General features: G+C 70.8%; 20 protein-coding genes, 1 pseudogene and 1 riboswitch. Of the genes and pseudogenes, 4 read left to right on the forward strand and 17 right to left on the reverse strand.

Annotated elements, in window-relative coordinates:
* Positions 1–22: 22 nt before the first annotated feature.
* Positions 23–128, reverse strand: a riboswitch (TPP riboswitch).
* From CFK39_RS13850 to CFK39_RS17035, 4 genes are all read right to left on the reverse strand, one after another.
* Positions 120–716, reverse strand: a complete 597-nt coding sequence (locus CFK39_RS13850; protein ID WP_245822668.1) for a hypothetical protein — start codon at positions 714–716, stop codon at positions 120–122. (Overlaps the previous riboswitch by 9 nt.)
* Positions 713–2,743, reverse strand: coding sequence for a M13 family metallopeptidase (locus tag CFK39_RS13855; RefSeq protein WP_089065951.1), 2,031 nt, complete (start codon positions 2,741–2,743; stop codon positions 713–715). The genes CFK39_RS13850 and CFK39_RS13855 overlap by 4 nt, the downstream gene beginning before the upstream one ends.
* 31 nt (positions 2,744–2,774) lie before the next feature.
* Positions 2,775–3,326, reverse strand: coding sequence for a hypothetical protein (locus tag CFK39_RS13860; protein ID WP_245822670.1), 552 nt, complete (start codon positions 3,324–3,326; stop codon positions 2,775–2,777).
* 56 nt (positions 3,327–3,382) lie between these two features.
* On the reverse strand, positions 3,383–3,568 hold the full coding sequence (locus CFK39_RS17035) for a hypothetical protein (RefSeq protein ID WP_245822672.1): 186 nt from the start codon (positions 3,566–3,568) through the stop codon (positions 3,383–3,385).
* A 96-nt stretch (positions 3,569–3,664) separates the two neighbouring features.
* On the opposite strand from CFK39_RS17035, the gene CFK39_RS13865 reads away from it, so the two are divergent.
* Complete coding sequence (locus CFK39_RS13865) at positions 3,665–4,714, forward strand: ADP-ribosylglycohydrolase family protein (RefSeq protein WP_089066456.1); 1,050 nt, start codon at positions 3,665–3,667, stop codon at positions 4,712–4,714.
* Positions 4,711–5,427: an endonuclease/exonuclease/phosphatase family protein gene (locus tag CFK39_RS13870; RefSeq protein WP_089065952.1), complete on the forward strand. Its 717-nt coding sequence runs from the start codon at positions 4,711–4,713 to the stop codon at positions 5,425–5,427. The genes CFK39_RS13865 and CFK39_RS13870 overlap by 4 nt, the downstream gene beginning before the upstream one ends.
* 45 nt (positions 5,428–5,472) lie before the next feature.
* Here the strand turns inward: CFK39_RS13870 and CFK39_RS13875 are convergent, their stop codons facing one another.
* Together CFK39_RS13875 and CFK39_RS13880 are read right to left on the reverse strand one after the other, a co-directional pair.
* On the reverse strand, positions 5,473–6,291 hold the full coding sequence (locus CFK39_RS13875; protein WP_089065953.1) for a PIG-L family deacetylase: 819 nt from the start codon (positions 6,289–6,291) through the stop codon (positions 5,473–5,475).
* Positions 6,288–7,541 carry a glycosyltransferase gene (locus CFK39_RS13880; RefSeq protein ID WP_089065954.1) on the reverse strand — a complete coding sequence of 418 codons (1,254 nt, stop codon included), beginning with the start codon at positions 7,539–7,541 and terminating at the stop codon, positions 6,288–6,290. Before CFK39_RS13880 ends, CFK39_RS13875 begins: the two co-directional genes overlap by 4 nt.
* A 221-nt stretch (positions 7,542–7,762) precedes the next feature.
* Here CFK39_RS13880 and CFK39_RS13885 point away from each other — a divergent pair, with 221 nt between their 5' ends.
* Complete coding sequence (locus CFK39_RS13885; RefSeq protein ID WP_245822674.1) at positions 7,763–8,329, forward strand: class I SAM-dependent methyltransferase; 567 nt, start codon at positions 7,763–7,765, stop codon at positions 8,327–8,329.
* Between the two features lie 18 nt (positions 8,330–8,347).
* Here CFK39_RS13885 and CFK39_RS13890 read toward each other — a convergent pair whose 3' ends face one another.
* From CFK39_RS13890 to CFK39_RS13930, 9 genes and pseudogenes are all read right to left on the reverse strand, one after another.
* Positions 8,348–9,451, reverse strand: coding sequence for an FAD-dependent monooxygenase (locus CFK39_RS13890; protein WP_420836208.1), 1,104 nt, complete (start codon positions 9,449–9,451; stop codon positions 8,348–8,350).
* Positions 9,452–9,833: 382 nt separating this feature from the next.
* Positions 9,834–11,183: pseudogene (locus CFK39_RS13895) on the reverse strand (DUF222 domain-containing protein); the annotation flags it as partial.
* 383 nt (positions 11,184–11,566) lie between these two features.
* Positions 11,567–12,208, reverse strand: a complete 642-nt coding sequence (locus tag CFK39_RS13900; RefSeq protein ID WP_089065957.1) for a response regulator transcription factor — start codon at positions 12,206–12,208, stop codon at positions 11,567–11,569.
* Positions 12,196–13,542 carry a sensor histidine kinase gene (locus tag CFK39_RS13905; protein WP_089065958.1) on the reverse strand — a complete coding sequence of 449 codons (1,347 nt, stop codon included), beginning with the start codon at positions 13,540–13,542 and terminating at the stop codon, positions 12,196–12,198. Before CFK39_RS13905 ends, CFK39_RS13900 begins: the two co-directional genes overlap by 13 nt.
* Positions 13,543–13,635: 93 nt before the next feature.
* Positions 13,636–14,076, reverse strand: coding sequence for an SRPBCC family protein (locus tag CFK39_RS13910; protein ID WP_089065959.1), 441 nt, complete (start codon positions 14,074–14,076; stop codon positions 13,636–13,638).
* 37 nt (positions 14,077–14,113) lie between these two features.
* Positions 14,114–14,434, reverse strand: coding sequence for a hypothetical protein (locus CFK39_RS13915; protein ID WP_089065960.1), 321 nt, complete (start codon positions 14,432–14,434; stop codon positions 14,114–14,116).
* Between the two features lie 69 nt (positions 14,435–14,503).
* A complete protein-coding gene (gene ilvD / locus CFK39_RS13920) occupies positions 14,504–16,249 on the reverse strand; it encodes a dihydroxy-acid dehydratase (RefSeq protein ID WP_089065961.1) in 1,746 nt (581 codons plus the stop codon).
* A gap of 130 nt (positions 16,250–16,379) precedes the next feature.
* Positions 16,380–16,997 carry a DinB family protein gene (locus CFK39_RS13925; RefSeq protein WP_089065962.1) on the reverse strand — a complete coding sequence of 206 codons (618 nt, stop codon included), beginning with the start codon at positions 16,995–16,997 and terminating at the stop codon, positions 16,380–16,382.
* Positions 16,998–17,120: 123 nt separating this feature from the next.
* Entirely contained in the window at positions 17,121–18,377 is a 1,257-nt protein-coding gene (locus CFK39_RS13930; RefSeq protein ID WP_089065963.1) for an alpha-hydroxy acid oxidase, read from the reverse strand.
* Positions 18,378–18,585: 208 nt separating this feature from the next.
* On the opposite strand from CFK39_RS13930, the gene CFK39_RS13935 reads away from it, so the two are divergent.
* A complete protein-coding gene (locus tag CFK39_RS13935) occupies positions 18,586–19,371 on the forward strand; it encodes a FadR/GntR family transcriptional regulator (protein ID WP_089065964.1) in 786 nt (261 codons plus the stop codon).
* A gap of 49 nt (positions 19,372–19,420) precedes the next feature.
* Here the strand turns inward: CFK39_RS13935 and CFK39_RS13940 are convergent, their stop codons facing one another.
* Entirely contained in the window at positions 19,421–20,290 is an 870-nt protein-coding gene (locus CFK39_RS13940) for an urea carboxylase-associated family protein (protein ID WP_089065965.1), read from the reverse strand.
* Between the two features lie 47 nt (positions 20,291–20,337).
* Positions 20,338–21,507, reverse strand: coding sequence for a bifunctional 2-methylcitrate synthase/citrate synthase (locus CFK39_RS13945; protein ID WP_089065966.1), 1,170 nt, complete (start codon positions 21,505–21,507; stop codon positions 20,338–20,340).
* Positions 21,508–21,509: the final 2 nt, after the last annotated feature.

A 21,509-nucleotide genomic window follows, 5' to 3' on the forward strand; every position in this document is an offset into this window, starting at 1 on the left:
GGGGCGCGGGCGCCGGCGGCGCTCCACGGATATCCCGACTCCCTACGCCGGTGTGAGCCGGATCAGGTTCGAGGGTCTGCGCGGGCTGCGCACTCTCAGCACCTCGCGGTGCTCCCCTGTCAGTGGATGACGAGGGGGAAGTCTACCCGTTCAGCGCCGGGAACGGATCGCCTGGTCGACCGCGGTGGCCGTGGCGTGCGGGTCCTCGGGGAGAGGATGTAGTGGGTGGAGCCGCGGCCGATGATCTCGACCATCGTCCCCGGCCGGGTGACCAGCATCCGGTAGGGCTGTTGGATCTGGTCGAGGGTGAAGATCTTCCGCGACCCGACAGGGGTGAGCTCCGCGGGCTGCGGAGTCGATGCGCGGCTGCGACGCCATCCGTAGCCGCCGAGGGCCACGCCCACCTGCGAGCGCGGCAGCTCGCGCAGCTGCACGGTGCGGAAATCCTCCAGCGGCCAGGGCTTGCGAGGCAGGAACCCTCCCAAGCTGACCGTCAGCCCGTGCCCGTCCACGATGAAGCGGGTCCGCTGCCCCATCCACGTCCACACCGCCAGGCCCAGGAACAGCACTGCCACCAGCAGCATGCCCAGCGATGTGGAGCGCTGCGCCATGAGCAGCGCGAGCACGGCGCCGGCCACCAGAGTGATCGCGATGCGGGTCCAGCCGATGGACGAGGGCCGCGTGCGACCCACGTAGAACGGCGCCTCCGGCCTCACCAGATGCTCACCCGCTCCTCGGGTGCGCGGTACATCGCATCACCCTCATGGACTTCGAAGGCGGTGTGGAACTCCTCCAGGTGGCTCGCGACCGTGTTGCAGCGGAACTCCATCGGGGCGTGGGGGTCCACGGCCAGGCGGCGGATCGCCTCCTGGGTGCGGTGGCGGCCGCGCCACACCGTCGCCCACGACCAGAACACCCGCTGCAGGCCGGTGAAGCCGTCGATCTCGGCCTCGACCTCGGCGGCGTCGTGGCTGGCCAGGTAGGCCTTCACCCCGATGGACAGTCCGCCCAGGTCGCCGATGTTCTCGCCGATGGTCAGGGCGCCGTTGACGCGATGGGAGTCGTCGAGGTCCCGGGGTGAGAGGGCCGAGTACTGGGTGATGAGCTGCGCGGCGCGGGTGTCGAAGGCCTCGCGGTCCTCGGGTGTCCACCAGGAGACCAGGTTGCCCTCGCCGTCGTACTTCGAGCCCTGATCGTCGAAGCCGTGGCCCACCTCGTGGCCGATGACCGCACCGATCCCGCCGAAGTTCACGGCGTCCTCGGCTTCGGCATCGAAAAACGGGGGCTGCAGGATCGCGGCGGGGAAGACGATCTCGTTCGCGCCCGGGTTGTAGTAGGCGTTGACCGTCTGCGGGGTCATGTGCCACTCGGTCTCGTCGATCGGCCCTCCCACTTTGGAGAACTCGAACGCGGCCTCGAAGCAGCGGGAGGCCCGGGCGCTGGCGACCAGGTCACCGGGCACGAGCTCGAGGCCGTCGTACTCGCGCCACTGCTCGGGGTAACCGATCTTCGGGGTGAACCGCTCGAGCTTGGCGAGGGCCTTCTGCCGGGTGGCCGGGGTCATCCACGGCAGGCTCCGGATGGAGTCGCGGTAGGCGTCCATCAGCGCGTCGACCAGCTCGGTCATGCGCTCCTTGTGCGCGGCCGGGAAGTGGCGGGCGACATATTCACGGCCCACCGCGAAGCCGACGACACCCTCGACGAAGGCGACACCGCGCTTCCACCGCTCCCGCAGCTCCTCGGCTCCCGAGAGGATCTTCCCGGAGAAGGCGAAGTCCTCCTCGACCAGGACGGCGGGACCGTACGGCGCGTAGGCGGACACGGCATGCACGGCCAGCCAGCTGCGCAGCACCTCGAGGTCCTCCCCGGCCAGCAGCCGGGCGGCGGCGGCGACGAAGTCGGGCTGACCGATCGAGACCACCTCGAAGGCCGTGGCCGGGGCACCGGTGCCCTCGACGTAGGCATCCCAGGGGAAGCTCGGCGCCAGCTCCCGGCGCTGGGCGGAGCCCATCGGGTTGTAGGACTTCTCCCGGTCGCGCAGGCGCACCACGTCCAGGTGGCAGGCGGCCAGACGGGTCTCGAAGTCCATCACGGCGGCGGCGAGGTCCTCGGCGCTCCCGGGGACCAGACCCTCGCGACCGGCGAGCCCCGTGACGCGGGCGAGGTTCGCCAGGTGCTGGACGTAGGCGGTGCGGATCTCGGCGTAGTCCTCCTCGCGGTAGTAGGACTCGTCCGGCAGGCCCAGCCCGCCCTGGTGGATCTTGACCTGGTAGTTCGTCGAGTCCATGTCGTCGGTCCAGACGTACGCCAGCAGCGCGGAGGTGCCGGAGTCCGGGGCCGCCATGGTTCGTACGATGCCCTCGAGATCCGGGGTGGAGGTGACCTCGGCCAGCAGACCCTCGAACACGCCGAGGCCGGCCTGCTCGATCGCCTCGGTATCCATGAACATCCGGTACAGCGCGCCCACCCGGTGGTGATCCGTGGCAGGGACCTGCTCGCCGCGCGGGTCGCGGGACTCCGCGTCGGCCGCGGCCTCCTCGATGATCTCGCGCACCCGCTCCTCGGAGAGGTCCCGCAGGGCGTGGAAGGCGCCGTCGCTGGAGCGGTCCGCGGGCATCACATGCTCGCGCAGCCACCGGCCGTTGACATGGCCGAAGAGGTCGTCCTGGATGCGGACGGACTCGTCGACCTGATCGAGCCAGAGGCCGGAGGGGCGAGTGGAGGGGGTGGGGGCAGTGGTCATCATCGGCTCCTGCAGGATGGGGGTACGGGGATCAGAGGGTGAGCAGCCCGAAGACGGCGAGCGCGAGGGTGAGCAGCCCGAGGCCGACGGGGGCGTAGGCCCAGGGGCTGCGGGAGCGCTCGGCCGGCGAGCGGCGATGGAGCACCAGGGTGGAGAGACCGACACCGATCGAGAGCACGATCGTGCCGATCGCCAGCACCGGCGAGAGGATCACCAGCACCGTGGCGCCGACCTGGAACATCACGGTGCCCGCCACGTCGAGCAGGCGCATCAGCACGGTCGAGCGCGCGCCGACCCGATGCGCCAGCATCGTGGAGATCGCTTCCTCGGACCAGTCGCCGGGACGGGCGATGCGCTGCCGGGTGGTGATGGTCTGGGCGGTGGCGAGCAGCAGCCACACCAGCGCGCAGCCGGCCCCGACCCAGATGCCGAGCTCCGGGCGCACATCAGCGGGCCACAGCAGGATCGCCAGCAGCACCGCAGCGACACGCAGCAGCTCCTCGACGACACTGCGCACGGCCAGCAGGCCGGGGTTCACGGCCAGCTGGGTGCGGGTGCGCGCGACGAACAGGCTGGTGGCCACCAGCGAGGCCAGCTGGGCGGCGCCCAGGCCGATCCCCAGCAGCAGGGGGACCGGTGTCAGGGGGCGAAGGGCAGGATCGCCAGCAGCAGGATGACAGCCAGCACCGGGATCAGCAGCGCCTGGATCGACAGGCCTTTGACGAGGTCCCGGACGAGATCCGCGCCACTGGGCGGATGGTCGTGGCCGGTGTGATCGTGGGGGTCGTCGCCGTGCGGTGCGGAGGCCGCGGAGGTGTCTGTCATGAAGCTCCTTCTGGGTCCTCACCAGGGTACCGGGACCGGACTGGGCGCAGTTCGCCGCCAGCGGTGTGGAACCATGGCCGGGTGACGATCGATGCGATGAACACCAGCGGAGAGGGCCTGTCCCAGGCTCAGCGCCAGCGTGCCATCGGCACCGTCGTGGCGGCAGCGGCCGGGGATGCGCTCGGCGCCCCCTACGAGTTCCAGCCGCCGCTGCCCGATTCCGAGGACATCGACATGATCGGGGGCGGGGTCCTCGATTGGCAGCCGGGGGAGTGGACCGACGACACCGCGATGGCGATCGTGGTGCTGGAGGCGTCCCTCGCCGCCTCCGACGGTCATGACCTGCGGGTCGAGACTGCGCAGAACCACATCGCCCGCGAGTGGTATTCGTGGTCCCTGGGCACTCCCGACATCGGCACGCTCACCTCGCAGGTGGTCCGCACCGCGGCGGATCTCGCCCGCGAGGACGGCCACTACGCGCCGCGGGCGAAGGATTTCCGGCTCGCCGCGGCCACTGCGCACGAGCAGCTGCCGGCCTCTGCGGGGAACGGCTCGCTGATGAGGGTGCACGTGACCGTGCTTCCCTATCTGCTCTCCTCGGAGGAGGACGCGGTCGAGGCGATGACCGCGGTGTGTCGCTTGACACACGTGCATCCCGACACGATCGAGGCGAACGTGCTGTGGGGACTGGCCGTGCGCCACGCGATCCTCACCGGGCAGATCGACGTGCGGGTGGGGCTCGGGCAGCTTCCCGCCGATCGGCGTGCCGTATGGCTCGAACGGATCGAGGAGGCGGAGCTCTCGACGCCGGTGATGTTCCGTCGCAACGGCTGGGTCGTCGGCGCCTTCCAGGCGGCCTGGGCGGCGATCGCCGGTGTCAGCCCGATCCCGGAGGGCAAGTTCGCCCAGCGCGACGCGCTGGTGACGGCGCTGCGGTCCGCGGTGCGCGCAGGCTATGACACCGACACGGTCGCGTGCATCACCGGAGCGCTGATGGGGGCGGCGCTCGGCCCCAAGGCGGTGCTGCCGGAGTGGCGGCGGATACTCTTCGGCTGGCCGAGCTACGAGGTCGACGAGCTCTACGGGCTGGTGGAACGCGTGATCGCGCCGATGGTCCGCGAGGGCGCGGCAGAGGGCAGGGCATGAGGCACGAGTCCTGGGAGCTGCGGATCCTCAGCTGGAACCTCTGGGAGCTGCGCGGCGATCTGGCGGCGCTGATCGAAGCCGCCCGGGACCTGCAGCCCGATGTGCTGCTGATCCAGGAGTCGCCGCGGTTCGTGCTGCCGAGCGCCCGGCTGCGGTGGCTGGCCAGACGGGTCGGCCGACGGGTGCTGCTCGGCGGCGCCGGCGGTCGTGGCCTGGCGATCCTCGCCACCGACGAGGTCGCCGCCCAGGTGATCCGCCGGGGTGCGCATCCGGTGGAGCAGACGGTGTCGGATCTGAACTCGACCTATCCGCGAGGGGTCGCGGCGGTGCGGCTCTCGATCCCCGGCGGCGGCGCCGTGGTGGTCGCCTCGACGCATCTGGCGCTGCAGGAGGAGAACCGGCTGCGGCACGCGGAGCACCTGGCCGCGCTGGTGCGCGGCGCCGGAGCACCGGTCATCGTCGGCGGGGACCTCAACGAGACCGCGGACGGCGCGGCGCGCCGCCATCTCGCGCCGCTGCTCCGCGATCCCGCAGCCGTCTCGGAGCACACCTTCCCGGCCGCGTCACCGAGCCGTCGCATCGATGCGGTCCTGGTCACGGAGCAGGTCCGCGTGCGGGACGCACGTGCCGTGCGCTCCACTGCAGCGGTCCAGGAGTCCCGGCTCCGCGGGGCCTCGGACCATCTGCCGGCGCTGCTGGACGTCTCCCTCTGAGCGCTGGCCCGAGCCCGGGTGCGGGCGCGGGTACGCAGGGAGCCGTCAGTCCCGCACGTGCAGCCCGGTGCGCAGCCGGACCATGTCGTCCTGCCCGCCGACATGGCGGATCGCGATGCCGCCCGGCGTCTCGCCGATGACGGTGAGCTGGGTGCGGTAGGAGTCGATGGCGCGCAGCACGGGGTCGGCGGTCCCGGGATGAGCGCGTTCGATGATGCGGGGGTCGGGGTCGCCGTCCGGGAGCGCGCTGGCGATCTGGATCAGCGGCACCTGGGCGCGGGCGCTGGCTGCGACGGCGACGTGATGCGCCCGGACGTGGTCGGGGTGGCCGTAGGTCCCCTCGTCGTCATAGCCGATGACGGCATCCGGCTGCACCGTCCGCAGGAGCGCCACGAGATCGTCCACGGCCTCCTCGAGCGGGCGGAGGGAGAAGCTGTCGGCCCCGGCGCTGTCCGAGGGCCCCGCGAGCCCCTCCCGCACCCACTGCATGCCGGAGTCGCGGTAGCGGCGCGGCGCGGCGCCGGGGGAGAGGGCCGGGGCGGTGCCGAGCCAGTGCCGCTCGGCGATCCCCAGGGCGGAGGCCGCGGCGGCGATCTCCGCCTCGCGGACCTCCTCGAGCGGCCGGGACTCCGCGGCGTCGAGCGAGCCGGGCACGATCTCGCCCTCCTCCCCGCGGGTCGCGGACACCAGCACCACCCGGGTGCCGGCAGCGGCCAGGGAGGCGAGCAGGGCGCCGCTCGAGAGAGACTCGTCGTCCGGGTGCGCATGGACGGCCAGGACCGTCGCGGCGGTGTCGAGCAGCCGCCACGGGTCGGGGACGGGCACCGGCAGCGGAGCGGTGGGCTGCGGGTCGGGCGTGCTCATGAGGCGGCTCCCGGAGAGAGTCGGTGCGGGGCGGTGGGGCGGGTGAGGGTGGTGGCGTACAGCCCGGCGAGGGACTCCGCGGTGACCTCCCAGGTGCGGGTCGCCGCGAACTCCCGAGCCGAGCGCACCGCGGTGCGATAGCGGTCCTCGTCGCCGAGCAGGGACTGCAGCGCCTCGGCCCAGACGTCCGGGTCACGGCTCTCGAGCACGCACCCCTCGGGACCGACGGCCTCCTGCACCCCGCCTGCGCAGTGCCATGCGAGCACCGGGGTGCCGCTGGCCTGGGCCTCGAGGGCGACCAGCCCGAAGGTCTCGGACCAGCTGGTCAGCAGCAGCGCGCCCGCGCAGCGCATCGCCTCGGCGAGCTCGTCGCGACCCAGGGAGCCGACGAAGTCCACCCGGTCTGCCACTCCGAGCTCGTGCGCCAGGTGCCGCAGCTCCTCGAGGTACTCCGCGAAGTCCTCGGAGATGCCGCCGGCGAGCACGAGTCGGGCCCCGAGCGCCGGGTCCAGGCGCGCGAGGACCTCGAGCGCGAGATCGGGCCCCTTCAGCGGCTGCAGGCGGGCGGTGAACAGCAGCGTGGGTCCGGTCCGGCGGTCCTCCACGTCCGGGCACGGACGGAAGCGGTCGACGTCCACGCCGGGACGGACCACGCTCAGCCGGGAGCCCGGGACCCCGTACCGCTCGCCGACGGTGCGGGCCTCTGCCTCGGACACCGCGACCACCAGATCGGAGCCGGTGGCAGCGAACTGTTCCCCGGGGATCCGCCCCTCGGACTCGGCGGGCTCTCCCGCATCGAGCGACCCGGCGCCCTGCGGGGCCGCGACCGAGTGGAAGGACTGCAGGTGCGGGATGCCGAGTTCGCGGGCGACAGGGAGCGCGGCGACCCCGCTGAACCAGTGATGGGAGTGGATGAGATCCCACCCGTCGGCCTCGTCATCAGCGAGGAGCACCGTGCGCAGTGCGGAGCGGAAGGGGGCGATCGCCTGTTCCATCGCGCTCTTGGCCAGCGGTGTTGCGGGGCCGGCGTCGAGGTGGTGCAGCCAGACGCCGGTGGTGATCTCGACGATGTCCGGGGAGGTGGGGTCGCTGCGCCGGGTGAAGAGGTCGACGCGATGGCCGAGGCGGGCGAGCGCGAGGGACTGCTCGAGCACGACCACGTTCATGCCGCCGGCATCGGCACCGCCCGGATCCTCGAGCGGGGAGGTGTGCAGGGAGACTGCGGCGATGCGCAAGGAGGGGGCCGACATGCCAGCCATCCTAGGCGGGCGGTGCGGTGATGCGTCAGCCGGGCGAGGCGCGGACGCTGCACGGTCCGCGGCCCAGGCTCCTGTCCGAGATGGCGCAGTATGCCCCGGTGTTCGCCAGTGACGAAACTTGAGGCGTCCTGCGTCACGGGAAGTTGAAATGGGCAACTGCATGATAGAGCCTGAAACGCATGGAGACGGCGGAGAAAGTTGACTGGGCAGCGTTGAACGCCCATGCGGCGGGCCGCCCCGCTCGCCGCCTCGTGACCAAGGCGATCGCAGCGGTCGGTGGCGACCGCCAACCGGGGGTCGTGCTCGACCTCGGCGCCGGTGCAGGTGCCGACTCCCTGCAGTTCGCTCGTCACGGCTGGACGGTGCATGCCTACGACAGCGATGACACCCTCGCCGCCCGTCTGGTGGAGAACGAACGGATGTCCGGTTCGGTCCAGTTCCACCACACCGACATCGCGGACGTCCCGGTCTTCCCCTCGGCGCAGATCGTGTACTCGACCTACACGCTGGGCCTGCTGGGTCCGACGGCACTGCCCGAGGTGTGGCGCAAGCTCGTGGCGTCCCTGCCGCGCGGCGGCGTGATGGCGGTCGACTTCTTCGGCACCAATGACTCCTGGGCGGAGCGCCCGGACGTGGCGACCCTGCCGCTGGAGGAGATCGACGCGATGTTCAGCGACTTCCAGGTGATCGATCGCTCGGTGCGTGACGAGGACGGCCGCTTCCTGGCGGAGAAGAAGCACTGGCACGTCATCTCCACCCTCGCGCGCAAGCTCCGCTGAGAGGCCCTGCCGGTACGCTCATCCGGCCCGCTGACCGATCCGCCCGAGGGTCGTACTGAGCACCCGATCGCGCCATCCGGCGGCCGAGGACGTCATCGCCACTCGCATCATCGCCTCGGATGCCAGCCGCCATCCCTGGTCGGGCAGGACGCGGCGCGCGGCATACCGCCGCAGTGAACGGCTCACCACAGCCGAGGCCGCGTCCGGAGGGATGCCGCGCCCCTGCTCACCCCGTCGCTCGCTGCGGCCACATTGCTCACGTATCGCCTGGACCAGGGACTGCGCGTCTTGGAGGGCCGTATTCGCGCCGTGGCCGAGATTCGGCGCCATCGCATGCGCCGCATCGCCCAGCAGTACGACGTTCTGCCGAACGGGCCATATCCCACCCACGGTGTGGATGCCGTGCACGAGGGTGCGCTGCGGGGCTGCCGCCTCGAGGACCGCGTCGATCTCCGCGCGATGCCCGCCCACTGTGCGCCGCAGGTGAGCGAGGTCCTCACGTCGAGACCCGGTGCGGTGCTCGGGCAGGCAGGCGAACCAGTTGGTGCCGGTCCCGGCCAGGGGAGTGATGCCGAACAGCCACCCCCGGCCCCAGGTCTCCGAGACTTCCGGCGGAGCGAGCGGGGTGGTCCCGCGCAGTACGGTCACGCCGTGCGAGCGGGCGGATGGCCGCCTGGGCCAGCCGGAGCGCCGCACGAGGGAGTGGACGCCGTCGGCCCCGATCAGGAGGTCCGCTCCCGCGCGCAAGGGACGGATGTCCTCGACACGCCGCCTGCTGGTGGTGACGGAGGCAGGGAGGGCATCCAGGAGGATCCGCACCAGCTCCGAGCGGGAGGTGAGCAGAGCATCGCCTGCCGGGACGGTGGCGAGGACCTGTCCGTCAGCGGCGCGCAGAGTGCCGACCTCTGGCGCTGCCGAGATCGTCCGGACCCGCTCCAGGACTCCGAGACGGGCGAGCACGGACTGCGCCGGAGGGACCAGCGCGAGTGCGGTCCCGACGGCGGGAACTGCGAAGTACTCGTCGATCAGCTCGACCCGGTGCCCGTCGGCGGCGAGGAGGATCGAGGCGGTGAGTCCTGACACGCCGGCGCCGAGGATACGGATCCTGAGGGGCATGGGCATGGTGCTTCTTCCACGAGGGGCAATGGACGCGCGGGGGATGATCGCCACGGCCGTGATGATCGAGCCTATGTCGGCGGCGGATCCTGCGAAGGATCGGAGGCCGGCGCCGGGCCCGGTGGGAGCTCCGGTGGTGGCGGGGTGAGCATCGGGGAGTCCAGGAGACGCCCTGTGCACCGTGCGGACTGGTCCAGAACCATGCAGTTGGCGGCGTCGACGCAGCGGGTGATGATGATGGAGTCCCGGGAGTCCCGAGTGTGTCCGGTGTGGTGTCGGACGGCTGGGTCGATACCGGGTTCGGTGCATTCTCGCCGGTCAGGGGCACGAGCACCCACAGTCCGTGCTCCTTGAGCAGGTTGCAGCGCACGCACAGCCCTTGACCATTGGCGTAGCTGGTCGGCCCGCCGCGGTGGAAGGGGATGACATGGTCGCTCTGGCGGATCATCGCATTGCACCACGGGGTGCGGCAGGTGGTGTCCCGCCAGCGGATCATGCGGGCCAGCCCGGCGGGGAACGCTCGGGACCGCGACTCCATCGCGACCAGCTCTGCGGTGGCTGGGTTCGTGTAGAGGCGTCGATAGAACGCGGAGACCAGTTCGTCCGGATGCTCGTCCTCGTCAGGGCGCAGGTAGCCGGGAGGTCTGCCGAGCAGGGAATCCCGGACGATGTGTGCGGGAATGATGCCGTATCCCTCGAGGTGGGCGCTCTCGGTGTCGTCGCGGCCCAGCAGAGCGGTGTCGGAGATGACAATGCCGACGTCGAGCCCAGGCTGCGGCCGCGGGCGGCGTGGTGCGTGCGGCGCCTCGTCCGAGGGTGCCGGGTGTGCAGAGGTCCCACGGGTGAGCACGGCGTCGACCAGGAGGTCTGCCTCGAGGGCGGGGGTGGAGGTCTTCTCCCCGGCGGCGCGCAGGGATCCGGCGCCGGAGTGCAGCGCCTGCATCATTCCGACCGCATCGATGCCTCGCAGGACGGCGGTCACCCGCGCCATCCCGTCCGCCAGCGGTGTCATGGTCACGTGTCGTTCGCGCGCGGCGCGCTCTGCACGTTCCCGGGAGGTCTCGGGCTCCAGGTGCTGGACCATCTCCTCGACGTCGGAACGCAGACGCTTGTGCCCTTTCCCTTGGAGGGTCTGCGGGTCCTGTTCTATGAGCTCGTCGATCCGTCGACAGGTCTCGGGCGAGGCCGTCGACAGCGCGCCCGCCACGGTGGAGGCCTGCTGTGCGGTCACGGCGCCCTCCCAGAGGGTGTCGACCGTGCCGGGCATGTGTTGGACGAGGCGCCGCGCGGAGGCGAGGGAGAAGGAGGACGCGGCCGGGGAGATGCGGCGGGCCAGCGCGATCTCGCTGTTGGCGCCCTTGCCCTGCTGTGTGGTGGGGAGGCCGCGATGCGCGTCTGCACGACCGATGCGCCGCTCCGCGGCGACCTGCCAGGTCGCGTCCATCGCAGAGAGCGAGGAGCGCAGCTGATCGATCCCGGCGAGGACCGCGAGCGCCTCCTCGGCGGATCCGGCGGCGGTGTCGGGCAGGGGATCGCGCACCGAGCGGGTGCGGGTGAAGGCCACGAGCGTCGCGCTGAGGACCTGTGCCAGCACGACCCGCGCCGCTGGGCCCGCCTCGACCTCGATCAGGGTGGAGGCCGCGGAGGCTAGGACGTCCACCGAGGACGAGCTGCTGTCCCGGTGAGGTGAAGCCTCACCGGGACGTGCCCCGTCGTTGCTGGGTGTCGTCGATTCCATACCCGTAATCGTAGTCAGGTTCGATAATCGCGACCACCCCTCCGCGGAATCTGTGGATAACTACTGAAGGCGCCCCATAGTGTGGAAGGAGATGTGGAAGAAACTGTGGATGAAGGTGCCCGGTGGAGGAACGGTCATGGCGGTCGGGGCAGCGCCCACCGGGTTCATGGGAGCGGGAGGCCGCTCCCGATTTGCACTCCCGTGTGCGGGGGCCAGCATTATTGCAAACGAAAAAAGTACTATCGGGACGCTGTCAAGAATGTCGGTGAGGATTGTGGACGATGCGGGTGTGGGGAGGGAAGGACGCACGATCACCTACCGGTCTCGATCACGCTCCGGCCGAGCAGCCGAGCAGCCGAGCAGCCGAGCAGCCGAGCAGCCTCTCAGTGACCCAGCAGGGTCAGCACCGCGGTCACCCGGCGGTGCACGCTCGCATCCTCGCTGAGCCCGAGCTTGGCGAACAGGCGCTGCGTGTGCTTCTCCACCGCGCCGCCGCTGATGTACAGGCGCTGCGAGATACCGGCGTTGGTCAGCCCCTCACCCATCAGCTCCAGGACCGCGCGCTCGCGCGGTGTGAGCTCGTCCAGCGGCGTGCGCCGACGTGAGGAGATCACCTGCCCGACCACGTCCGGGTCGATCGCCACGCCGCCGGCGGCCACCCGCTCGATCGATTCGAGGAAGGCCCGGATGTCGAAGACGCGGTCCTTGAGCAGGTAGCCCGTGGACTGCACCCCGGACTCGATCAGCTCGGTCGCATAGCCGACCACCACGTACTGGCTCAGCAGCACGATCGGTGCCTGCGGCCACTGTGCGCGGATCTGCTGGGCCGCCCGCAGCCCCTCATCGGTATGGGTGGGTGGCATCCGGATGTCGGAGATGATCAGATCCGGACGCAGCTCCAGCGCACGCACCACCAGCTCCGTCCCGGTCGAGGCAGTGCCGACGACCTCGTGGTCGGCCTCCTCGAGCACCAGGCGCAGTCCCTCCCGGATCAGCGCGGAGTCGTCGGCGATCAAGATGCGCACGGGACCACCGCCTCGACCCGTGTCCCGTGGCCCTGCGGCGAGGTCACGGTGAGCCTTCCCTCCAGGGAGGCGACGCGGCCGGCGAGGCCGGCCAGGCCGCCGTCGGTGCGCATCTCGGCGCCTCCGCGCCCGTCGTCCTCGATCCTCACCCGTGCATCATCGCCGATCCGAGCCAGCTCCACCCGGACGTTCCGGGCCCCGGAATGTTTGGCGGCATTGGTCAGCGACTCGGAGACGACGTAGTAGACACCGATCTCGACATGCTCGGGCAGCTCCAGCTCGGGGGCCTCGACCGTGGTGGGGATCGGGGAGATCGCCGCGAGCTCCGTGAGGGCGGCGGCGAGCCCGCGGTCCACCAGCACCGGCGGGGCGATGCCGCGGGAGAGGCGGCGGAGGTCATCGAGGGTGAGGCCCAGCTGCTCACGGGTCTCCCGCAGCACCGCCTGCGCCTTCTGGGGATCCTTCTGGGCGAGCGATTCCACGCGCGCGAGATCCATCGAGGCGCGCACCAGGCGCTGCTGGGGCCCGTCGTGCAGGTCCCGCTCGAGACGCCGCAGAGCGGCGGATTCCGCAGAGCGGCCCGCGGCGCGGGACTGCTCCGTGCGCAGCAGGCGCTGCTGCTCCCGATACCGCGAGCTCAGCAGACCGCGCGCCAGCGACCGGTGCAGCGCGGTGAGCCCGCGCACCACCGGACCCAGCGTGAGCAGGAACAGCAGCCCGGCGAGGAACTGCAGTCCGACGTCCACCGGCAGCGCATACGGCTCCGGCACCCCCATCAGAGTGCCCAGGCCGCTGGTCTCCGACGGGGGCAGCACCTGCTCCAGGATCAGGGTCGCCACGGGCCCGCCCACCATCGCGATCGCCCCCGCGGTCCAGGCCAGCGCCAGCGGGAAGGTGATCAGCACGAGCAGGAAGTTGACCAGCACCCAGAGCGAATCCAGCCAGCTCTGGGGGTCGGTCAGCGGCGTGAGCAGGCGGCGCACCCTGCCGGCGCCCGCCGGGGGCCGGACCGGTGCCGGGGTGGGCAGCGCGGTCCCCAGGATCGTGGACTGCAGGCCGCGTTCCGCCTTCGCGAACCCGTGCGCCACCAGCACCCCCGCGACCAGGATCGGCAGCCCCACCCAGACGACGACGGTGGCGACGCCGGCGGACAGCAGGCCGAGGACGAGGGCGAAGCCGACCGCTCCCAGCACCGTGGCGAGGAAGCTGTAGGCGAGGAACCGCCCGATCCGGGCCGCCCAGCGGCCGATCGACCAGGGCTGAGCAGGCGCGGAGGGATCAGGGGAGGACGGGGTCTGTCCTGCCAGGTGGTCGGGGACGGTCACGGTGGTCATGTCTCCACTCTGCTGCTGCGGGGCCGTGCATCCCATCCTGGCACCGGGTCGGTTGATGTCGGGCTGGCCCGACATCGGTGGTGCTGCGCCTGCTCAGCCCTGCTCGCAGATCTCCTTCAGCGTCGCGAGGTCCTCGGCGACCGCCTCCGCGTCCTCCACGAACTCGCTCTCGGACATCGTTCCCCGGCGCAGGGTGAACACGACCTCACAGCGGGACTCGTCCAGCTCCATCACCCGCAGCGGGTTGAGCACTGATTCTCCGCTGGGGAGGGTGACGGTGTGGTCCATGACCCCGTACTCGTTCTCTGGGACGAAGCTGATCAGCACCCGTCCCATCGGGGAGTTCATCGACCATTGCGAGACCTCGCGCTGCACCTCGCCGCCGGCGAGCCCGGCGGCCCAGCGGGGCAGGTTCTGCGGGTCGCTCGCGAATTCGTACACCCGGCGCCAGGGGCGCTCGATGACGATGTCGAGATGGCGGGACGCGCCGGCCGAGCCCGTCACGTCGTCGATCTGCTCTGCACTGTCACTCATGTCCGCGACGCTAGCAGGGGCGGCCGACGGGTGGGTCTCAGCGCCGCGCCTCGACCTCCCGCAGGGCACCCAGCGCAGTGCGCACCACGGCGCCGAGGCTCGTCGGCTCCCGCAGCGCCGCGCCGTCGGCCGTTGGCGTGACCACGACCCAGCGGGGCTCCCCGCGCCGCCGCATCCGGCCGATCTCGATGCTGCGGCCCGTCGGCAGCGGGATCAGCAGGGCGCCGCTCGGGCCGACCAGCAGTCGGCGGTCGAGATCCGGCCGTCGTTCCAGCAGTAGGGCGCGGATCGTCTCCCGCTCGGTGTGGGCGGTGCCGCCCGAGGCGGGGTGCGCGAGGATCGAACCCGAGGAAGACATGTCCCGAGACTAGGGACGGGGTGGGACAGTCCACGGTGTCGGGACAGCGGCCGAGGACCGCCCAGGCCCTCAGTCCCCGAGGATCGCGCCGGTCGAGGCCGACTTCACGAGCTTCACGTACTTTCCTAGCACGCCCTTGGTGAACTTCGGCGGCAGCGGCTCCCAGCCCTCACGGCGACCGGCGAGCTCGTCCTCGTCGACCAGCAGATCGAGACTGCCGGTGCCCACGTCGAGTCGGATCCGGTCCCCGTCGCGCACGAAGGCGATCGGTCCGGCGTCCACCGCCTCCGGGGCGATGTGGCCGACGCACAGCCCCGTGGTGCCGCCGGAGAAGCGGCCATCGGTCATCAGCAGCACGTCCTTGCCGAGCCCCGCACCCTTGATCGCGCCGGTGATCGCGAGCATCTCGCGCATGCCCGGCCCGCCCTTGGGGCCCTCGTACCGGATCACCACCACGTCGCCGTGGGTGATCGTGCCGTCGGTCAGGGCGTCCAGCGCGTGCTGCTCCCGCTCGAAGACGCGGGCGGTGCCCTCGAAGACATCGGCCTCGAAGCCTGCGGACTTCACCACCGCGCCCTCCGGGGCGAGGGAGCCGTGCAGGATCGTGATGCCGCCGGTGGGGGCGATCGGCGCCGAGGCGGGGCGCAGCACCTTCCCGTCGGCCGGGCGTGGGGCGAGCACCTCGAGGTTCTCGGCGATCGTGGAGCCGGTGACGGTCAGGCAGTCCCCGTCCAGCAGCCCCTCGTCCAGCAGGGTCTTCATCACCACCTGGATGCCGCCCACGTGATCGACGTCGTTCATGACGTAGCGGCCGTAGGGCTTCAGATCTGCGAGGTGCGGCACCTTCGCACCGATCCGGGCGAAATCGTCGAGGCTGAGGTCGACATCGGCCTCGTGCGCGATCGCGAGCAGGTGCAGCACCGCGTTGGTGGAGCCGCCGAAGGCCTGGACCACCGCGATCGCGTTCTCGAAGGCGGCCTTGGTCATGATGTCGTGGCTGGTGATGCCCTGCCGCAGCATCTCCACCACGGCCTCGCCCGCGCGACGCGAGTCCGCGTCGCGGCGACGATCGGCCGACGGGGGAGTGGCGGAGCCGGGGATCGACATCCCGATCGCCTCGGCGACGGTCGACATGGTGTTGGCGGTGTAGTAGCCGCCGCAGGCCCCTTCGCCGGGGCAGATGGAGCGTTCGATGCGGCCGAGGTCCTCACGGCTCATCAGCCCCCGCGCGCAAGCGCCGATGGCCTCGAAGCCGTCGATGATGGTGACCTCCTTCTCCTCGCCGGTGGAGAGGCTCGCCCGGCCCGGCATGATCGTGCCGGCGTAGACGAACACGCTGGCCAGGTCCAGGCGGGCGGCGGCCATCAGCATGCCCGGCAGGGACTTGTCGCAGCCGGCCAGCAGCACCGAGCCGTCCAGACGTTCCGCGCTCATCACCGTCTCGACGCTGTCGGCGATCAGGTCGCGGGAGACCAGCGAGTAGTGCATGCCGTCGTGCCCCATCGAGATCCCGTCGGAGACGGAGATGGTGCCGAACTGCAGCGGATACCCGCCGCCGGAGTGGACGCCCTCCTTCGCCGCCTGCGCGAGGCGGTCCAGCGACAGGTTGCAGGGAGTGATCTCGTTCCAGGAGCTGGCGATCCCGATCTGGGGCTTGTCCCAGTCCGCGTCCCCCATCCCCACCGCACGGAGCATGCCGCGGGAGACGGTCGCGCCGAGCCCGTCGGTGACCTGGCGGCTGCGGGGCTTGATGTCCGGGGCCGAGAACGTGGCGTCGGCGGCAGGGGCGGGGGCAGAGGAATCGTCGGCGTTCATGGGTCGACTCTATGCCTCGACCTCGCATGCGGGGAAGGGACTCGCCTGCAGGGAGCAGGGAGGGGTCAGCGACCCACGGCGCCGTACTGGGGCACGCGGTGCGGAATCGTGCCGTGCGAGGTCCGACGACTCAGGCCCCCTCGGCGATGGCGTGCAGGCGGTCGCGGTGCTCCGCCCACTGCTGCTGCGTCAGCCCCGGAAGATTGCTGGCATCGGCGCTCATCCCGATCGAGCCGTCGAGCCGCTCGCGGATGATGTCGGCGTGCCCGGTGTGCCGAGCCGTCTCCGCGATGAGGTGGACCAGGAGGGTGTGCAGCGTGGGTCGGCGCCGCTGCTCGGACCACCAGCGTACGAGGGCCGTGGCGGACAGCGGCAGCGAGAAGATCGCGGCATCGCCGTGCGCCCAGGCCTGGCGATAGCCGTCCACGATGTCCTCGGGCGATTCGTCGTCGCGGGCCCACAGGTCGGTGAGTGCACCCTCCGGGTCCAGGTCCGCGGCGGAGTCCTGTGTGACCTCGCCGGAATCCCACGGCCACGGGTCGTCCAGGGGGCGGTCGAGGCACTCCCCGAGGCAGCCCAGCTCGGTCCAGGTCAGGTGTTTGACCAGGCCCAGCAACGACGTGCCGCTCGGCGTGGCGGGCCATCGCAGCTGTCGCTCGTCCAGCCCGTCGAGCTTGAACAGCATCGCCTCCCGCTGTTCCTGCAGGTAGCGGTGCAGGGTCATCCGTTCGGTCTCGTCGTCACTCATCTCGTGAGCGTAGTGACCCGGCCCGTCGGCCTGCGAGCGAATTTCTGCCGGCTCGCCGCCTCGTTGATTCGCGGCTCGGGCGTCTCAGGGCCGAGCAAGGGATCGGCCGACGGGCCGTGCCGCTCAGCGGCGGTTTGCGGGATCCTCCTGGCCCAGGGGCGCGAAGCGGCTGAGCTGGGTGACGTGCTCCGGGGTGAGGTCCTGCAGGGTGGAGACCTGCAGCAGCTTCATCGTGCGCTCCACCTCGTCGGAGAGGATCTCGATCGTCCGGTCCACGCCCTGCCGGCCGCCGGCCATCAGGCCGTAGAGGTAGGCCCGGCCGATCAGGGTGAAGTCGGCGCCGAGCGCGATCGCGGCGACGATGTCGGCCCCGCTGCGGATGCCGGTGTCGAGGATGATCTCCAGGTCCTGGCCGACCTCGCGGGCCACCTCGGGCAGCAGGTGGAAGGGCACCGGGGCGCGATCCAGCTGGCGCCCGCCGTGGTTGGACAGCACGATCGCGTCGACCCCGAGGTCGGTGAGCTTCTTCGCGTCCTCGAGGGTCTGGACTCCCTTGACGGCGAGCTTCCCGGGCCACAGCTCGCGGATATATGCGAGATCGTCGAAGTCGATGCTGGGATCCATCGCCGAGTTCAGCAGCTCGCCGACGGTGCCGCCGGTCTCGCTGAGCGAGGCGAACTCGAGCTTCGGCGTGGTCAGGAAGTCCCACCACCACCAGGGGCGCGGGATCGCGTTGAGCACCGTGCCGGCGCTCAGCTGCGGCGGGATCGAGAAGCCGTTGCGGGAATCGCGCAGTCGGGCTCCCGCCACCGGGGTGTCCACGGTGAAGAACAGCGTGTCGTAGCCGGCCTTCGCCGCCCGCTCCACCAGGCCGTAGGAGATCTCCCGCTGCCTCATCACGTACAGCTGGAACCAGTTGCGGCCCAGCGGGTTCTCGGCCTTCACGTCCTCGATCGAGGAGGTGCCGAGCGTGGAGAGGGTGAAGGGGATCCCGGCGGCCCCGGCCGCCCCGGCCCCGGCGATCTCGCCCTCGGTCTGCATCAGGCGGGTGAAGCCCGTCGGGGCGATGCCGAACGGCTGCGCCGAGCTGCCGCCCAGGATCTGGGTCGTGGTGTCCACCTGGGAGACGTCGTTGAGGATCGAGGGATGGAACTCGATGTCCTCGAAGGCCTGGACGGAGCGCTCCATCGAGATCTCGCCCTCGGCGGCGCCATCGGTGTAGTCGAAGGCCGCCGCGGGGGTCCGACGCTTCGCGATCGTGCGCAGATCGTCGATGGTCAGCGCCCCGGAGAGGCGACGACGACGGGGATCGAGATCGAGCTTCTTGAACTTCATCAGCTCGAGGAGCTCTGCGGGGCGGGGGACCTGGCGTTGGACCATGGGGTTCTCCTTGCTGGGGTCAGCGGGCGGTGCGGATCATCCTGCCGACCACGCTGTCGATGTCGTGCCTTGCGAGCCCGTGAGAACACGAGGTGGCAGACCGTGCTGTGGTCTGACCACATATCGGTTACCCCGGATGTTAAGTCCTCCGTCGACGGAGGGCAAGGTCGTGCCGTGTCGCAGAGCCCCCTGTGCTAGAACAGGGACCATGGTCGACACGACGAACGGCAATGAGGTCAGACCGCAGGCTGCTCGTCCCGCCGAGGCGGACGCCGCCTGGACCCCGGTCACCCGCAGCAGCACCTACGAGCTGGTCATCGACGCGATCGAGGACCAGATCATGAACGGCGCCCTCGTCGTCGGGGACCTCCTGCCGCCGGAGCGCGAGCTCGCCGCCCGGCTCCGGGTGAGTCGGGCGGGCGTGCGCGAGGCGATCCGCGCCCTCGAGGCGTATGGGGTGCTGCGCTCCGAGGTGGGCTCCGGTCGCGGCGCGGGGACGTTCGTCGCCGCGATGCCCAGCGCCGCCCTGGAGCGGTTCCTCCGGCTGCATGTGGCGCTGTCGAACTTCGGCCGGCACGAGGTCATCGAGACGCGCATCCTGCTCGAGCAGGCGAGTGCCGCGCTCGCCGCAGAGCGCGCTGATGCCGACGCCCTCGCCGAGCTCGAGCGGCTGCTGGTGGTGATGGACGATCCCGACGTGACCCGCGAGGGCTTCAACGACGCGGATACCGCCTTTCACGTCGCGATCGCCCAGGCCGGCGGCAATGCGCTGTTCTCCGATATGACCGCCGCGATCCGCGCCTCCCTGCGCACCCCGATCATGGAGTCGTTCACCAAGATCGCCGACTGGCAGCCCATCGCCGTCACCCTGTGCGCGCAGCACCACGGGATCTTCCGCGCGATCCGTGACGGCAGAGCGGAGGAGGCCGCGGAGCTCACCGCCGCGCACATCCGTCATGCCGCCGCCGCACTGCCGGAGCTGGGCACCGACTGAGCCGGCAGCTGAGCGCCGTCCGCTGCGACCTCCCGAGCGAGAGGGGACCTCAGGCCTGAGGGAACGGCACCGCACGGAGGCCGTGCCGGCCGTTCACCCCGTCGTACGCCGCGATCTCGGGTGGCTGCCAGCCCTCCAGCGCTGCCTCGTCGACGGCGAAGACCTCGACGCCGAGCGGGTGGCAGTGCTGGAGCTGTTCCTCGGTGCTCGCCGCCTCGGGCCCCCACATGTGCACCGAGAGATCACCGCCCGGGCAGGTGGAGAGGGCGCAGAGCAGGTCGATCTCGGCGAAGAACTCGAAATGATCTCCGGGACCGGCGGGGCACGTGTCCATGAAGTACTCATGGTCGGCGTTCAGCCCTGCGAACTGGAAGACGTTGAGCACGTCATGGATATCGAGTTCGGTGAGCCCATACCCCTGGACCGCGCGGGTGAGGTTCGAGTGACAGTGGTAATCGAAATCGGTGCCCGCGAGCAGGCGGTTGATATAGGGGTCGCAGCGAGTTCCCAGGAGGTCATGGATGACCGCGGCGTCAGGATGATCGGCCAGCGTATCGGCGACGACGGTCGCCAGCGGACGCAGGGACGGGAGCGTGGACCAGAAGCGGTCGTACGTGGTCATCGAGGAACGGTGCAGCTGGCGGGTGCGGGCCGCCCAGAAGCGCTCTCGCGGATTGTGCAGATTCCACATGTTGAGGTCACCGACCTGCGGGCCCTCCACCGAGGAGATGCGCACGATCGCACCGGCCGGCACCTCCCAGGCCCTGCCGGATCGCACCGGGATCTCGAACTGCTCGATGCTGGTGCGATCGGCGCCGACGATGCGGTCGTACAGCGCGGTGTCGAGATCGAGCGGCCCGCCCGGAACGGACTGATAGGCGGCGGGCTGCGTGAAGTGACGGGGTCCCGTTGCTGTCATCGCACCTCCTGCGATCCTTCGTTCTTGGGGTTCCGGAGCCCGCCGGGTCAGGCGCCGGGCACCGGCCGCTCATCCGGGCCGGTGTAGGCCGACAGCGGACGGATCAGCGCGTTCGCGGCCCGCTGCTCCATCACGTGGGCGGTCCAGCCCGTGATCCGCGCCGCGATGAACAGCGGGGTGAACAGCTCGGTGTCGAAGCCCATCAGGTGGTAGGTGGGGCCGGCGGGATAGTCGAGATTCGGCTTGATGCCCTTCGCCTCGTCCATCGCCTGCTCCAGACCGTTGTACAGGCCCAGCACCTCGGAGCGGTCGAAGTGGGCGATCATCGCATCCATCGCCTGTTTCATCGTGGGCACCCGGGAGTCGCCGTGCTTGTAGACGCGGTGCCCGAAGCCCATCACCTTCTTCTTCTGGGCGAGCGCGTCCTCCATCCAGGCCTTCGCCCGGGCCTTCGCCTCCGCCTCGGACTCCTCGGGACGGATGCCGATCTCGTCGAAGGTGTGCATCACGGCCTCGTTCGCCCCGCCGTGCAGGGGGCCCTTCAGCGCACCGATCGCGCCGGTGACGGCGGAGTGCATATCGGACAGCGTCGAGGTGATGACGCGCGCGGTGAAGGTCGAGGCGTTGAAGGAGTGCTCCGCGTACAGCACCATCGAGATGCGGAAGGCATCGACCACCTCGGGAGCGGCCTCTTCGCCGAAGGTCATCCACAGGAAGTTCTGGGAGTAGTCCAGGTCCTCTCGCGGCGCGATCGGCTCGGTCGGCCCACCGGCTCGGCGACGCCGCTGCTCGTAGGCGATCACCGTCGGCAGCTGCGCGTACAGGCACCGGGCCTTCTCGAGCTCCGCCTCGGGCGAGGAATCCTGCGCTGCCGGGTCCAGTGCGCCGAGCACCGAGACCGCGGTGCGCACCGCATCCATCGGATGGCACGTGATCGGCAGCGAATCCATCGCGGCACGCACCTGCGGTGCCAGATCACGGTGGCTGCGTTCATGGCGGATCGCCTCAGCGAGCTCGTCGGCGTCGGGCAGCTCCCCGGTCCACAGCAGATGGGCGACCGCCTCGAAGGGCTGCGTCGCGGCCAGGTCCGGGACCGGATATCCGCGGTAGAGCAGCGAATTGGTCTCCGGGTTCACCTTGGAGATGGCGGTCGTGTCGGTCACGACGCCGTTCAGACCCCTGCGGATCTCGGCGCCGTCTGCGGTCTCGGCGTTCATCT

The organism is Brachybacterium avium, from assembly GCF_002216795.1.
Lineage (GTDB): Bacteria > Actinomycetota > Actinomycetes > Actinomycetales > Dermabacteraceae > Brachybacterium > Brachybacterium avium.

Bases quoted from the DNA above. Each gene is read 5' to 3' on its own strand.
- CFK39_RS13855 (WP_089065951.1), bottom strand. From the start codon at position 2,743: ATGACCACTGCCCCCACCCCCTCCACTCGCCCCTCCGGCCTCTGGCTC.
- CFK39_RS17035 (WP_245822672.1), bottom strand. From the start codon at position 3,568: ATGACAGACACCTCCGCGGCCTCCGCACCGCACGGCGACGACCCCCAC.
- CFK39_RS13865 (WP_089066456.1), top strand. From the start codon at position 3,665: ATGAACACCAGCGGAGAGGGCCTGTCCCAGGCTCAGCGCCAGCGTGCC.
- CFK39_RS13870 (WP_089065952.1), top strand. From the start codon at position 4,711: ATGAGGCACGAGTCCTGGGAGCTGCGGATCCTCAGCTGGAACCTCTGG.
- CFK39_RS13875 (WP_089065953.1), bottom strand. From the start codon at position 6,291: ATGAGCACGCCCGACCCGCAGCCCACCGCTCCGCTGCCGGTGCCCGTC.
- CFK39_RS13880 (WP_089065954.1), bottom strand. From the start codon at position 7,541: ATGTCGGCCCCCTCCTTGCGCATCGCCGCAGTCTCCCTGCACACCTCC.
- CFK39_RS13890 (WP_420836208.1), bottom strand. From the start codon at position 9,451: ATGCCCATGCCCCTCAGGATCCGTATCCTCGGCGCCGGCGTGTCAGGA.
- CFK39_RS13905 (WP_089065958.1), bottom strand. From the start codon at position 13,542: ATGACCACCGTGACCGTCCCCGACCACCTGGCAGGACAGACCCCGTCC.
- CFK39_RS13910 (WP_089065959.1), bottom strand. From the start codon at position 14,076: ATGAGTGACAGTGCAGAGCAGATCGACGACGTGACGGGCTCGGCCGGC.
- CFK39_RS13915 (WP_089065960.1), bottom strand. From the start codon at position 14,434: ATGTCTTCCTCGGGTTCGATCCTCGCGCACCCCGCCTCGGGCGGCACC.
- ilvD (WP_089065961.1), bottom strand. From the start codon at position 16,249: ATGAACGCCGACGATTCCTCTGCCCCCGCCCCTGCCGCCGACGCCACG.
- CFK39_RS13925 (WP_089065962.1), bottom strand. From the start codon at position 16,997: ATGAGTGACGACGAGACCGAACGGATGACCCTGCACCGCTACCTGCAG.
- CFK39_RS13930 (WP_089065963.1), bottom strand. From the start codon at position 18,377: ATGGTCCAACGCCAGGTCCCCCGCCCCGCAGAGCTCCTCGAGCTGATG.
- CFK39_RS13935 (WP_089065964.1), top strand. From the start codon at position 18,586: ATGGTCGACACGACGAACGGCAATGAGGTCAGACCGCAGGCTGCTCGT.
- CFK39_RS13940 (WP_089065965.1), bottom strand. From the start codon at position 20,290: ATGACAGCAACGGGACCCCGTCACTTCACGCAGCCCGCCGCCTATCAG.
- CFK39_RS13945 (WP_089065966.1), bottom strand. From the start codon at position 21,507: ATGAACGCCGAGACCGCAGACGGCGCCGAGATCCGCAGGGGTCTGAAC.